The organism is Conexibacter sp. CPCC 205762 (assembly GCF_030646155.1).
In the GTDB taxonomy this organism is placed as follows: domain Bacteria; phylum Actinomycetota; class Thermoleophilia; order Solirubrobacterales; family Solirubrobacteraceae; genus Conexibacter.
The window spans coordinates 1-13,102 of sequence record NZ_JAUTDN010000013.1 but is presented as its reverse complement, the minus strand read 5'-3'; the positions used below and the strand labels follow the sequence as shown (position 1 = coordinate 13,102).

At 72.6% G+C, this 13,102-nt stretch carries 12 protein-coding genes; 5 read left to right on the top strand and 7 right to left on the bottom strand.

Features of this window, described 5'->3' with window-relative positions; translation table 11 throughout:
- Window positions 1-41: 41 nt before the first annotated feature.
- From Q7L73_RS12475 to ligD, 6 genes are all read right to left on the bottom strand, one after another.
- Complete coding sequence (locus tag Q7L73_RS12475) at window positions 42-1,085, bottom strand: 2-oxoacid:ferredoxin oxidoreductase subunit beta (RefSeq protein ID WP_304693890.1); 1,044 nt, start codon at window positions 1,083-1,085, stop codon at window positions 42-44.
- Entirely contained in the window at window positions 1,082-2,947 is a 1,866-nt protein-coding gene (locus Q7L73_RS12470; RefSeq protein WP_304693888.1) for a 2-oxoacid:acceptor oxidoreductase subunit alpha, read from the bottom strand. Before Q7L73_RS12470 ends, Q7L73_RS12475 begins: the two co-directional genes overlap by 4 nt.
- A 172-nt stretch (window positions 2,948-3,119) precedes the next feature.
- Complete coding sequence (locus Q7L73_RS12465) at window positions 3,120-3,323, bottom strand: cold-shock protein (protein WP_304693886.1); 204 nt, start codon at window positions 3,321-3,323, stop codon at window positions 3,120-3,122.
- 246 nt (window positions 3,324-3,569) lie between these two features.
- Complete coding sequence (locus tag Q7L73_RS12460; RefSeq protein WP_304693884.1) at window positions 3,570-5,657, bottom strand: diguanylate cyclase; 2,088 nt, start codon at window positions 5,655-5,657, stop codon at window positions 3,570-3,572.
- A 177-nt stretch (window positions 5,658-5,834) separates the two neighbouring features.
- Entirely contained in the window at window positions 5,835-6,125 is a 291-nt protein-coding gene (locus Q7L73_RS12455; protein WP_304693882.1) for a hypothetical protein, read from the bottom strand.
- 96 nt (window positions 6,126-6,221) lie between these two features.
- A complete protein-coding gene (gene ligD, locus Q7L73_RS12450; RefSeq protein WP_304693880.1) occupies window positions 6,222-8,609 on the bottom strand; it encodes a DNA ligase D in 2,388 nt (795 codons plus the stop codon).
- A gap of 132 nt (window positions 8,610-8,741) precedes the next feature.
- Between ligD and Q7L73_RS12445 the strand changes: the two genes are divergently transcribed.
- The 5 genes from Q7L73_RS12445 to Q7L73_RS12425 all read left to right on the top strand — a co-directional run bounded on the left by Q7L73_RS12445 (window position 8,742) and on the right by Q7L73_RS12425 (window position 11,563).
- Entirely contained in the window at window positions 8,742-9,323 is a 582-nt protein-coding gene (locus Q7L73_RS12445) for a CAP domain-containing protein (RefSeq protein WP_304693878.1), read from the top strand.
- Between the two features lie 86 nt (window positions 9,324-9,409).
- Window positions 9,410-10,009: a histidine phosphatase family protein gene (locus Q7L73_RS12440; protein ID WP_304693876.1), complete on the top strand. Its 600-nt coding sequence runs from the start codon at window positions 9,410-9,412 to the stop codon at window positions 10,007-10,009.
- Window positions 10,010-10,155: 146 nt separating this feature from the next.
- Window positions 10,156-10,470 (top strand): hypothetical protein, encoded by a 315-nt coding sequence (locus Q7L73_RS12435; protein ID WP_304693874.1) that lies wholly within the window; start codon window positions 10,156-10,158, stop codon window positions 10,468-10,470.
- The gene (locus Q7L73_RS12430; protein WP_304693872.1) at window positions 10,458-10,730 is read left to right on the top strand and encodes a hypothetical protein; all 273 of its coding nucleotides are present in this window, start codon (window positions 10,458-10,460) and stop codon (window positions 10,728-10,730) included. Before Q7L73_RS12435 ends, Q7L73_RS12430 begins: the two co-directional genes overlap by 13 nt.
- A gap of 38 nt (window positions 10,731-10,768) precedes the next feature.
- Window positions 10,769-11,563, top strand: a complete 795-nt coding sequence (locus Q7L73_RS12425; RefSeq protein WP_304693870.1) for an SDR family oxidoreductase — start codon at window positions 10,769-10,771, stop codon at window positions 11,561-11,563.
- A 117-nt stretch (window positions 11,564-11,680) separates the two neighbouring features.
- On the opposite strand, the gene Q7L73_RS12420 is transcribed toward Q7L73_RS12425, so the two are convergent.
- Window positions 11,681-13,000 (bottom strand): cyclopropane-fatty-acyl-phospholipid synthase family protein, encoded by a 1,320-nt coding sequence (locus tag Q7L73_RS12420; RefSeq protein WP_304693868.1) that lies wholly within the window; start codon window positions 12,998-13,000, stop codon window positions 11,681-11,683.
- Window positions 13,001-13,102 lie beyond the last annotated feature (102 nt).

The following is a 13,102-nucleotide window of genomic DNA, read 5'->3' as shown; positions in this document are numbered from 1 at the left end:
TCGAATCCTAGTCCCGCGCGGCCGGCCGCGCGGGACGGGGATCAGGCGATCGTCCAGGTGTCGCCCGCGTGCAGCAGCTGGTCGAGCGCGCCGACGTCGCCGACGGCGCGGCCGGGGTTCTCGCTCGCCGCCGCACCGTGGACGGGGCGCTGCACCTGGCGGAAGATGCCGATCGGGGTCGGCTCGGTCGGGCCGTCGGCGAGGCGCGCGAGCGCGAACGCCAGCGACGGGTCCTCGCGATGCTGGTCGTGGACGATCAGCCGCTGCTCGTTGCCGGCCGCCGCGACGATCTCCAGCCCGCCGTCGTCGGCGCGCGCGACGCCGCGCAGCGCCTCCTCCGGACCGAACGTGATCGGCTGGCCGTGCTCGAGGCGGATCTGCGCCGCGACCTTCGTGTCCTTCTCGGTCAGGTTGAAGAAGGCGCCGTCGTTGAAGATCGGGCAGTTCTGGTAGATCTCGACCAGTGATGCACCCTTGTGCTCGGCCGCCTGCCGCAGCACCTCGGTCATGTGCTTTCTGTCGCGGTCGAGCGTGCGGGCCACGAACGACGCCTCGGCGCCGAGCGCCAGCGCGATCGGGTTGAAGGGCCGGTCCTGCGAGCCGAACGGGGTCGACTTGGTGATCTTGCCGCGCTCGGAGGTCGGCGACGCCTGGCCCTTCGTGAGGCCGTAGATCTGGTTGTTGAACAGCAGGATCTTGACCGGCACGTTGCGGCGCAGCGCGTGGATCAGGTGGTTGCCGCCGATCGACAGCGCGTCGCCGTCGCCGGAGACGACCCAGATCGAGAGGTCCTCGCGCGTCGTCGCGAGGCCGGTCGCGATCGTCGTGGCACGGCCGTGGATGCTGTGCATCCCGTACGTGTCCATGTAGTACGCGAAGCGGCCGGCGCAGCCGATCCCGGTGACGAAGACGGTCTTCTCCGTCGGCACGCCGAGGTCGGGCATCAGCGTCTGGACGGCGTTGAGGATCGCGTAGTCGCCGCAGCCGGGGCACCAGCGCGTCTCCTGGTCGGACTGGAAGTCCGCCTTCGTCAGTCTGTGTTCGGCGCCGTTGCCGTTGCCGTTGACGTGGAGCGTGGCACTCATGCCGGGACCTCCGCGGGAGCCTCGATCAGCTCCACGATCGCTTCCTCCAGCTCGGCCGCGTAGAGCGGCTGGCCGGTGATCTTGTTGTACGGCTTGCAGTCGACGAGGAACTCCGCCCGCAGCAGCTTGACGAGCTGGCCGGTGTTCATCTCCGGCACGAGCACCTTGTCGTAGCCGCGCAGCACCTCGCCGATGTTCGAGGGCAGCGGGTTGATGTGGCGGACGTGCGCCTGCGCGACCTTCAGCCCGCGGTCGCGCACGCGGCGGACGCCGGCGCGGATCGAGCCGTAGGTCGAGCCCCAGCCGAGCACGAGCACGTCGGCGTCGCCGCCGGGGTCGTCGACCGCCAGCGGCGGCAGGTCGGCGGCGATGTTGGAGACCTTCGCGGCGCGCACTCTCGTCATGTGCGCGTGGTTGGCCGGGTCGTAGGAGATGTTGCCGGTGCCGTCCTGCTTCTCGATGCCGCCGATGCGGTGCTCGAGGCCGGGCGTGCCGGGCGGCGCCCACGGCCGCACGCCGCGCTCGTCACGCGCGTACGGGAGGAAGCTCTCGCCCTCCGGCGGCGCGGAGGCGAAGCCGGGGTCGATCTCAGGCAGCTCCTCCAGCGACGGGATCCGCCACGGCTCCGACGAGTTCGCGAGGAAGCCGTCGGTCAGCAGGATCACCGGCGTGCGCCGCTCGATCGCGATCTGGACCGCCTCGAAGGCGCTGCGGAAGCAGTCGCCGGCCGTCTGCGCGGCGAGGATCGGCAGCGGCGCGTCACCGTGACGGCCGTACATCGCCATCAGCAGGTCCGACTGCTCTGTCTTGGTCGGGAGCCCGGTCGACGGGCCGGCGCGCTGCACGTCGACGATCACCATCGGCAGCTCGAGCATCAGCGCCAGGCCGATCGTCTCCGACTTCAGGTCCATGCCGGGACCGGAGGTCGAGGTGATGCCGAGGTGGCCGCCGAAGGCCGCGCCGAGCGCGACGCCGGCGGCGGCGATCTCGTCCTCCGCCTGGACCGTGCGGACGCCCAGTCTCTCGTGCTTGGAGAGCTCGTGCAGCAGCTCCGAGGCGGGCGTGATCGGGTACGAGGCGAGCAGCAGCGGCAGTCTCGCGCGGACCGAGCCGGCGAGCAGCCCGAGCGCGGTCGCGGTCGTGCCGTTGACCTGGCGGTAGGTGCCCGACTCGACGTCGGTCGCTGGCAGGATCTTGTACTGGACGTCGAGCAGCTCGGTCGTCTCGCCGAACGACCAGCCGGCCTGGAAGGCGGCGAGGTTGGCCGCCTTGGCCGCCGGCTTGGAGGCGAACTTGCCCTCGATCCAGCGCTCGGTGACGTCGGTCGGGCGGTCGTAGAGCCACGACAGCAGGCCGAGCGCGAAGAGGTTCTTGGCGCGGCCGGCGTCACGCGTGCCGACGCCCTCCAGGCCCTCCGACGCGCGCGTCGTGAGCGACGTCATCGGCACGCGGTGGACGGTGAACTCGCTCAGCGTGTCGTCGTCGAGCGGGCTCTCGGCGTAGCCGGCCTTCTCGAGGTTGCGTCTCGTGAACGCGTCCTCGTTGACGATGATCGTCGCGCCGCGCGGGAGCGCCGCGAGGTTGGCCTTCAGCGCCGCCGGGTTCATCGCGACCAGCACGTTGGGCGCGTCGCCCGGCGTGAGGATGTCCCGCGAGGCGAAGTGGATCTGGAAGGCGGAGACGCCCGGGATCGTGCCCGCGGGCGCGCGGATCTCGGCCGGGAAGTCGGGCAGCGTCGCGAGATCGTTGCCGAGCACAGCCGTCGCGTCCGTGAAGCGACCACCGGCCAGCTGCATGCCGTCGCCGGAGTCGCCCGCGAACCGCACGACGACTCGTTCGCGCTCTTCAACCGTCTTGTTCACCGCGCCAGATACCCCAAAGTTCGATCAGGATTTATGCCATTGTACGCATCGCGCCTTGGACCAGCGTCCCAGGGTAGCGGCCGGCACCCGCGACCCCTCCCGATCGGACCTGCTTAAACACGAAAGGCCCCCGGAGCCCGGGAGCCTCGCGTGCGACGTCGCGAGTCGCGACTCAGATGGCAGAGACGTTGACGGCCTTGGGGCCCTTGTCGCCCTGCTCCTCGTCGTAGGTCACCTTGGCGCCCTCGGCGAGGGAGCGGTACCCGTCCGAGTTGATGCCGGTGTGATGGACGAAGAGGTCCCTGCTGCCCTCATCGGGAGTGATGAAGCCGAAGCCCTTCTCGTCGCTGAACCACTTCACGGTTCCGGTCGGCACGTATGCCCTCCACTGCGATTCGTGCTGCCTCCGCGGAGGAAGTTGTGTTGTCCCCAACGAACCCGCGTGCGTCGCACTGCTTACGCCGGCGCATTCGGCCGGCCTTACGGCGCAGAACGTAGCAGGCTAAACACCTGTCTGCCACCCCTTGCCGCACAACTGCTACATGCCACCCACAAACGGTCGCGATCGACCGTGTTTGCTGCAACTTCACGCCGTTAGGGAGAACTGCCCGCGCGTCAGCGTTCAGGCTCCCAGCGAGATCGCCGACGCCTGGTCCCAGGCCGGCGCCAGCTCGCCCGTCGCGAGCACCCGCTCGAGCGCCGCCACCGCCTCCGCCGCGAACTGCGTCCCCGCCCCCGCGCGACACTCCGCCAGCGCCGCCTCAGGCGCCAGCGGCTCGCGGTGGCTGCTCGGGCCGGTCATCGCGTCCCAGGCGTCGGCGACGGCCAGCAGCCTCGCCCCCGGCGCGATCGCCTCGCCGGTCAGCCCGTCGGGGTAGCCGCCGCCGTCAGGCCGCTCGTGGTGGGAGCGGATCCAGCCGACCTGCTCGGGCGTCAGCACCTCGGTCGCGATCTCCGCCCCCAGCCGCGCGTGCTCGCGCAGCTGCGCCAGCTCGGCCGCCGTCGGCGCCGCTCTGAGGAGGATCTGCTCCGCCACGCCGATCTTGCCGACGTCGTGCAGCAGCGCGGCCTCGCGCAGCAGCGCCAGCCGCTGCGGCGGCCAGCCGGAGACGCGCGCCAGCCGCACCGCCAGCTCGGCGACGCGCTCGGAGTGGCGCTCGCTGACGGGGTCCTTCGCGTCGACGGCGCGCGCGAGCGCGCCGATCCCCAGCAGCGCCTGCCTGCGCGCGACGCGCTCGGCGCGCTGCGCCTGGCCGAGCTGCTCGACCAGCTCCGGCTGGTAGCGGGCGACGATGTCGCGGCCCTGTGACTTGGCGAAGTAGAGCGCGTCGTCGGCGCTGCGGAACATCCCGTCGGCGTCGCCGCCGAGTGCGATGTCGCTGACGCCGACCGAGATCGTGACGTGGCCGACGACGCCGATCGGGTCGTGCGCGACGAGCTGGCGGATCCGCTCGCCCGCGGCGGCGGTGCCGTCGGCGTCGGTCTCCGGCAGCAGCAGCGCCAGCTCGTCGCCGCCGAGCCGCGCCAGCAGCTCGCCGACGCGGATCGTCGACTCGGCGCGGCGGGCGATCGTCACGAGCACGTCGTCGCCGGCCTGGTGGCCCCAGGTGTCGTTGACGAACTTGAAGCCGTCGAGGTCTATCAGCGCCAGGCCGAGGTTGCGACCGTGGCGGCGGGCGCGCTCGGCCTCGCTGCGCAGCCGCTCCTGGAAGGCGCGCTGGTTGGCGAGCCCGGTCAGCGGATCGGTCGTCGCCTGCGCCGCCAGCGCGCCGCGCGCCTCGGCGTTCGCGAGCGCCGCCGCGACCAGCTCGGCGAAGTCGGCGACGCGGTTCTCGACGCCGGGCGCGAAAGGCGTGTCGGCCAGCGCGGCGACAAAGCCCCAGACGTGCTGGCCGCCGCCGATCGGCGCGCCGACGCGGTGGCGGAAGGGCCGGTGGCGCGCGTCGCCGTCGGCGCGCGCCGGCTGCCCCTGGCGCAGCGCCGCCGCGATCCCGCCGGCGTCGAGCGCCAGCAGGCCGTCGAGCGGCAGCGGCTCGATCCCCTCGCGCCCCCAGCTGCCGACGATGCGCGCGTGATGCTCGTCCTCGTAGCGGACGACCGCGCCGGCGTCGGCGCCGAAGGCGCGCGCGGCCTCGGCCGCGACGAGCGCGTGCACGACCTCGGGATCGGCGCCCTGCGCGACCGCCGTCGCGACGTGGCGCAGCGCTCTGCGCTCGCGCACGTCGAGCGCGCGCTCGCGCTCGTGCGCGGCGACGGCGGCGAGGTCGTGCAGCGTCGCGCGCTCCTCGTCGCTCCAGGCGCGCGGGCGCGTGTCGTAGACGCAGATCGCGCCGAAGACGGCGCCGTCGCGACCGCGCAGGGCGGCGGCGATGCAGGCGACGGCGTCGAACTCGGCGACCGCGACCCCGCCGCGCAGGCGCGGCGTCGCGCGCATGTCAGCGACCGCGAGCGGACCGTCGAGCGAGGCGGCGGCGGCGCCCGGCAGCGCGTCCTCGAAGCGGTCGCCGCGGCGCCATGTCTCCGGCAGGCCGCTGCCGGCCGCCAGCACGTGCGTGCCCGCCAGGCCCAGCGCCGCCTCGGCCGCGCTCGCGGCGATCCCGTCGGCGCCGCGTAGCGCGATCAGCGCGACCGGCGCGCCGAGCGTGCGCGCGGCGACGCGAGCGAGGCGCTCGTAGACCACGGCATCGGCGTCGTCGGCAAGTGGAGACATCTAGTGGACATCCTCGTCCGCGACTGCGCGGAGACGCAGACGACCTGGACGAACGTTCAACAAAGTGATGTGAAGCTGACCATTGCTGTTCCCGAGCCGGCGCCCGCCGTGCGGCGAGCGTCAGCACGCTGCCCCAGTCATCGGCAGCGAGGTCAGCTGGTTACAACGGGCGACGCGTCAGTCGCCGAGGCGCGACATCCGCGCGAGCGCCTCGTGGCACTCGACGACGCGCTTGCGGACCGGATCGCTGTCTCTGCGATCGTGCACCAGGTCCCAGGTGCGGTCGGCGATCTCGCGCGCGTTCTCGGGGGTCGCGCCTTCCCACAGCTTGTCGACGAGCAGCAGCTCGAACGCCTCGACCTGCTTCTCGGGTCTGCCCGCGGGCAGTCTCGGCAGCGGGCTGCCCGTGACTTCGCGCCACATTCCGGTGGCGACGAGCAGACGGTTGCGAAGCGTGACTGGATCCATGGTGAAAGAGGTCTCCGTGCGGCGAGAGACCGCATCCTAGGCGACTTGCGCGCGAGGCGGCGCGCCGCCGTTCCTGCCGTCGCGACAACGACTGCGTCAGAGCCGCGGGAGCTGCTGCGCGGAGCCGAGCATCGGCGCGAACAGATCGCCCTGCTCGGCGACGCGCCGCAGCACGTCCTGCGGATCGAAGACCAGCTCGGCGGCGGCGCCGTCGGCGTGCGCGGCGCGCAGCTCCTCCCAGCTCAGCGGCGCCGACACCTGCGGCCGCTCCTTCGCGCGCACCGAGTAGACGCAGACGGTCGTCTTGTGCTCGTCGTTCTGGCTCCAGTCGACCAGCACCTTCCCCGCTCGCAGTCTTCTCGTCATGCGCGCGACGACCAGCTCCGGCAGGCGCCGCTCCAGCAGCTCGGCGATCTGCTTCGCAAACGGCTTCGTCTGCGCGTAGGTGGCCGCGCCCTCGCCGAGCGGGAGGTAGACCTGCAGCCCCTTCGAGCCCGACGTCTTGACCGCCGTGCGGAGGCCGAGCTGGGCGAACAGGCCCTCCAGCAGCAGCGCGATCTCGGCGCACTCCTGCAGCCCGGTGCCGGGGCCCGGGTCGAGGTCGAAGACGACCGCGGTCGGATGGTCCATGTCGCGCGCGAGCGACAGCGACGGGTGCAGCTCGATCGCGGCGAGGTTGGCGGTCCACGCCAGCGTCGCGGTGTCCTGCACGAGCGTGTAGGCGATCCGTCTGTTCTCGCTGCGGCTGTAGATCGAGGCGGTCTCGACCCATTGCGGCCGATGCGACGGCGAGTTCTTCTCGTAGAAGGTTCTGCCCGCGACGCCGTCGGGCCAGCGCCGCAGCGTCACCGGCCGCTCCTGCACGTGCGGCAGCAGCGTCGGCGCGATCGCGACGTAGTAGTCGATCAGGTCGCCCTTCGTGAACCCGGTCGACGGGTAGAGGACCTTGTCCCAGTTGCTGAGTCTCTGGCCGCGCAGGTCGGCCCGCTCGCGCACGACCTGCTGCGGCGGCTTGTCGTCGCGCAGGCCCTTGAAGACCGGCTGGCGCAGGACGCCCTCGCGCGTGCGCTCGGTGTACTCGACCTCGGCGACCAGCAGCGGCTCGACCCAGCGGGCGGTGCGCGGGATCGCGACGCTGGCGCTTCTGGCGCCTCTCGGCGCGGGCGCGAACGGGCGCGTTCTGCGGGCGATCCGGGTGAGCTGCTCGTGGAGGTCGTCGAGCTGCGCCTCGCTGAGACCGGAGCCGACGCGGCCGGCGTATCTGAGCGGGCCGCCGGGCTGGTCGCGGTCGCCGACCAGCAGCGCGCCGATGCGGCCCTCGCGGTTGCCCTCGCCGGGCAGCCAGCCGCCGATCACCAGCTCCTGGCGCAGGCGGTTGCGCAGCTTCAGCCAGGCGCCGCCGCGGCGGCCGGGCTCGTAGTGCGCGTCGAGCCGCTTGGCGACGATCCCCTCCAGCCCCTGCTCGCGCGTCGCCGCCAGCAGCGCGCTGCCGTTGCCGCGGTGGTACGCGGGAACGCGCCAGGCGGGGCCGCCGATGCCGAGCTGGTCGAGCTGGGCGCGCCGCTCCTCGTAGGCGGTCGCGAGCAGCGAGCGGCCGTCGCGGTGGAGCAGGTCGAAGATCACGTAGGTGACCGGCGCGCCGCGCGCGGCCCGTCTGATCGCCGCCTCGCTGCCCGCGTTCATGCGGCCCTGGAGCCGCTCGAAGCTCGGCTTGCCCTGCTCGTCGAGCGCGACCAGCTCGCCGTCGAGCAGCACCTCCAGCAGGCCCGCGGCGGCGAGCGCGCGGCCGATCGGCTTGACCTCCGGATAGCGCTCGGTGATCTCGCGCTGGGTGCGGCTCTCGATCCGCACCTGGCCGTGGTCGCACCACAGCAGCGCGCGGATGCCGTCCCACTTGACCTCGTGGCCCCAGCGCTCCTGCTGCGCCCGCGGCGGCAGCTCGCCGGCCTTCGCCAGCATCGGCAGCAGCTGCTCGGGCAGCCGTTCGCGGTCGGGGTCCTGCGGCGGCTGCATCCGGTGGATCAGCCACTCGTCGCCGCTTCTGCCGATCGGGAACATCCCGTAGCGGCCCTCGTTGCGCTCGCCGCTGAGCGTGAACTCGACCTTTCTGGTGGTGAACTCGTGCACCGCGCAGGTGCCGCGGTCGAAGATCGTCATCGTGCCGGCGCCGTAGCTGCCGCTCGGTATCTCGCCGTGGAAGTCGAGGTACTGCAGCGGGTGGTCCTCGGTGCGGACCGCGACGCGGTCGTCGCCGGGGTCGAGCGGCAGCCCGCGCGGCAGCGCCCACGAGGCGAGCGTCCCGTCTCGCTCCAGCCGCAGGTCCCAGTGCAGGCGGGTCGCGTCGTGCTGCTGGATGACGAAGCGGGGCGACGTCGTCGCCTCGCTCTGCGCGTCCTCCCCCGCCGGCTCGCTCGTCGCGGCGAAGTCCCGCTTGGCGCGGTAGTCGTCGAGCGCATCGCCTCTGCCTCTGCCTCTACGTGGCATGGCGCGAGCGTACCCAGTGGAGGCGACCCGAACATGCGTCCAATTCGGCATATTTTTCGAATTCGGACATGCGTCCAACGCGCCAGCGGACGCTGTTGAACGGTGCCGCCCCGGGCCGATGCGGAGGGCACCATGCGTCACCGTCTCTTCACCCGCATCGTCACGCTCGTCCTCGCCAGCTACGTCGCGCTGCCTGCCGCAGCCCACGGCGCGGGCCCTGCCAAGTCGTCCACCGCCGCGTGCGCGTCCGCCCAGACCGAGGTCGTCGCGGCGACGATCGCGAAGGCCAACTCGGCGACGCTCTGCCTGCTCAACCGCGAGCGCGCGGCGCGCGACCTGAGCCCGCTCAAGCTCGACCGCCGCCTCAGCGGCTCCGCCGTCGCGCACTCGCGCGACATGGTCCGCAGGGGCTACTTCGAGCACGACTCGCCCGACGGCCGCAGCCCCTTCCAGCGGATGCTCGCGACCAGCTACGTGCCGAAGGGCGCGAGCTGGACGCTGGGCGAGAACATCGGCTGGGGCACGCTGTCGCTGGCGCAGCCGGCCGCGCTCGTGCGGGCGTGGATGAAGAGCCCGGCCCATCGCGCGAACATCCTCAACCCGAGATTCCGCGAGATCGGCATCGGCATCGCGGTCGGCGTCCCGCTCGCGGACCCGAGCCTCGACGGCCAGGCCGGCGCGACCTACACGACCGACTTCGGGCGCCACTCGTAGGCGGGCCGCCGGGGCCCGGCCGGCGCGGCCTGGCACCCCGCCACTCGGCCCCTGCGACGGTCGGCTGCGTCAGTACGGTTCAGCCCATGGCCACGACTCCGAACGACCTCTGGCTCGTCCGCCACGGCGAGACCGAGTGGTCGCTGACGCGCCGGCACACCGGGCGCACCGACATCCCGCTGACGGCGCATGGCGAGCAGCAGGCGGCGACGCTGCAGCCGCGGCTGGCCGAGATCGACTTCGCGCTCGTGCTCGCCAGCCCGCTCCAGCGCGCCCACCGCACCGCCGAGCTGGCCGGCTTCGCGGGCCGGATCGAGAGCGAGCCCGACCTGATGGAGCTCGACTACGGCCAGTACGAGGGCATCACGACCGCCGAGATCCGCGAGACGCGGCCCGACTGGGACCTCTGGCGCGACGGCTGCCCCGGCGGCGAGACGGTCGCCGAGGCCGCCGCCCGCGCGGCGCGCGTCATCGCCCGCGCCCGCGCCGCCGACGGCCCGGTCCTGCTCGTCGCCCATGCCCACATGCTGCGCACGCTCGCGCCGGTCGCGCTCGACCTCCACCCCGACACCGGCCGCCACCTGCTCGTCGACCCGACCAGCATCTCCGTCGTCGGCAACGAGCGCGGCACCCCCGCGCTGAAGCTCTGGAACGACCTCGGCCACCTGCCCGAGCCGTCCGCCTAGACGTTCCCGCCCGCCCTCGCGCCGGCTCGCGAGGCGCACCGCTCCCCCACTCTGCGCAAGCGCGCGCCTGCTTCCGCAGCGCTTGCGCAGAGACGTCACAGTCGCGCGGTTTCGCCGTCACACCTTCTTCCATAGCGTCATTCGCCATGGTCGCGAGACGCGAAAAAGGGTTCACCAGCGATCTCGCAGATGGCGTCGAACTGCATTGCCGCTACGAGATCGAGCACAAGGTCGTCTCGTACGCGAACACGCTCGTCATCGAGGTGGACGGACGCAAGTTCACGACCGATCTGTTCGATTGCACCCACGGTGACCGCAACGACCATCACCGCTATGGCCTCGACGGCGCGAAACAACCGGCCGTCGTCTTCCACCACGGGACACCCAACGAAGCTTGTGACACATCTTTGCGGTTGATCAAGCGCGACTTCAGAAGGATGATCGAACGATGGAGAACGTAGAGACGAGACCCTCAGCCGCGCGAATCGCGACCGACGCGGTCATCGAAGAGGACATGGCGAACGTGTTCGCCGGCGGTGAGTCGCGCTTCCCGAACGGCGTGCACTTCATCGCCGCTGACCTCGCGACACCCAGAGCGATCGCGCGAGCGGCGGAGAGCTCGCCGATGGTCGTGGTGATAGACGGCGACCGCAGCGAGAGCTGGATACAAGGAAGAAATCCAGGGCTCCCGGCGTGGATGACCGACGAGGCAGCCGCCTAGCGGAGATCCGTCCGCGCGCGTCGGCCGTAGGGAAGGTGATGCGACTTGACGGTGCAACCTGTCTCGTCACCGGCGCGAACCGGGGGATCGGGCGTGCGCTGGCGGCGGAGCTGGCGAGACGGCCGGTGCGGCTGCTGGCCGGCGTCCGTTCGCTCGATCGCTGGGAGCCGCTGGAGGTGGAGGGCAGCCGCGTGCGCGAGGTCGTGCCGCTGCAGCTCGACCTCTCCGGCCGCGAGACGCTTGACAACTGCATCGCTGCCGCCGCCGACGACCTCGACGAGGTCGACGTGCTCGTCAACAACGCCGGCCTGATGACGGGCGGGCTGTTGGAGGAGCAGCGGATGGAGGAGATCGAGGCGATGGTGCAGGTCAACCTGCTCGCCGCGATCCAGCTGACGCAGCGGGTGCTGCCGGGGATGGTCGCGCGCGGTCGCGGGATGATCGTCAACAACGCCTCGATCAGCGGCTACGCCTACTTCCCCGCCGCCTCCACCTACGCCGCCTCGAAGGCCGGGATCGTCGCCTTCACGGAGTCGCTCCAGCGCGAGCTGCGCGGCACCGGCGTGCGCACGCTGCAGCTCGTGACGCCGGGTGTCGAGTCGGAGATGTACGATGCGACCGCCGAGCTGTACGCGCGGCATCTCGACACGTCGGGCTGGGAGACGATCCCCGCGGCCGAGTGGGCGCGGCGCGCGGTCGAGGCGATCGAGCAGGACAAGCGCGTGCTCGGCCCCGGCGGCAAGACCGCGCTCGCAAAGCTCGCCTCGCGCGGCCCCGCGCAGCTGCTCGACGCGATCGCCGGCCGCGGCTTCAGCCGCACGCCGCGCAGCTGATTCGCACGCTTCAGCCGCACGCCGCGCCGCCGACGCGGCGCGGGCGCGGGCGGCTGTCGCGACGCGGGCGCGGGCGGTTGCCGCGAGGCGGGCGGCTGTCGCGACGCGGGCGCGGCCTCAGTCCCACGCCGCGGCGGTGAGGCGGTCGTCGTCGGCGTCGGCAGGGCGCGCCGTCGGGCGGGCGGCGGTGGCCGACGGCGCGGCGGCCGGCAGCGGCGGGAGCGGCTCGGCGCGGAAGCGGGGCTTGGCGAGCGTCACCTGCACGTCCTGGATGCGGCGCTCCTCGAAGCCGGCCTCACAGTAGGCGAGGTACAGCTCCCAGATGCGGCGGAAGCGCTCGTCGTAGCCGTGGTCGACCAGCTCCGGCCAGGCCGCGAGGAAGTTCTCGCGCCACAGCCGCAGCGTCGGGGCGTAGTGGGCGGTGATGTCCTCCAGCCGCACGCTGCGCAGGTCGGTGCGGCCGACGGAGTGCTCGATCGCCGCCATCGACGGCAGCGTTCCGCCGGGGAAGATGAACGCGTTGATGAAGCCGACCGACGCGCGCTCGACGCGATAGGCGCGGTCGGAGGCGACGATCGCCTGCAGCAGCATCGCGCCGTCGGGCTTCAGCCGCTCGGCGCAGACGCGGAAGTAGGTGTCGAGGTGCTCCCAGCCGACCGCCTCGATCATCTCGATCGATACAAGCTTGTCGTACTGCCCGCGCAGGTCGCGGTAGTCCTCCAGCAGGACCTCGACGCGATCGCTCAGCCCCGCCGCGCGCACCGCCGCGACCGCATGCGCATGCTGCGCGCGTGAGATCGTCGTCGTCGTGACACGGCAGCCGTAGCGGCCCGCGGCATGGAGCGCGAAGCCGCCCCAGCCGGTGCCGATCTCCAGCACGTGGTCGCCGGGTCCGAGGTCGAGCGTGCGGCAGATCCGCTCCAGCTTCGCGACCGACGCCTCGTGCAGCGTCGCGTCGGGGCGCTCGAAGATCCCCGACGAGTACATCATCGTCTCGTCGAGGAAGCGCGAGAACAGCTCGTCGCCGAGGTCGTAGTGGGCGGCGATCCGCTCGCGCGAACGAGCGCGCGTGTTCGCCTTCAGCCGCCACGACGCGCGCTGCAGCGGCCCGACGAGCGGCAGGAAGCGCTCGCGCGCGCGGTCGCCGGCCTCCATCGCGCGCGCCGCGATCCGCACGAGCGTGACGAGGTCCTCGCACGACCACAGCCCGTCCATGTACGCCCGGCCGAAGCCGACGCCGTGATGCAGCGCCAGCTCGACCCACAGGGCCGGCGAGTGGACGTCGACGCGGACCCGCAGCGGGGTCGCCGGCGGCGGCGCCTGCGTGCCGAACGCGAGCAGCGTCCCGTCCGGCTCGCGCAGCTCGATCACGCCACCGTGCACCCGGCGCAGCAGCGCGTGGACGGCGGCCCGCGCCGCTCGCTCGCGCGCGCTCATCGGGCGGCCTCCACGGGGGTGGCGGCATCCGCGGGGGTGGCGGCGGGGGCGGCGGCGGGCGCGGGGGCGGCGGCGGGCGCGGGGGCGGCGGCGGGCGCGGGG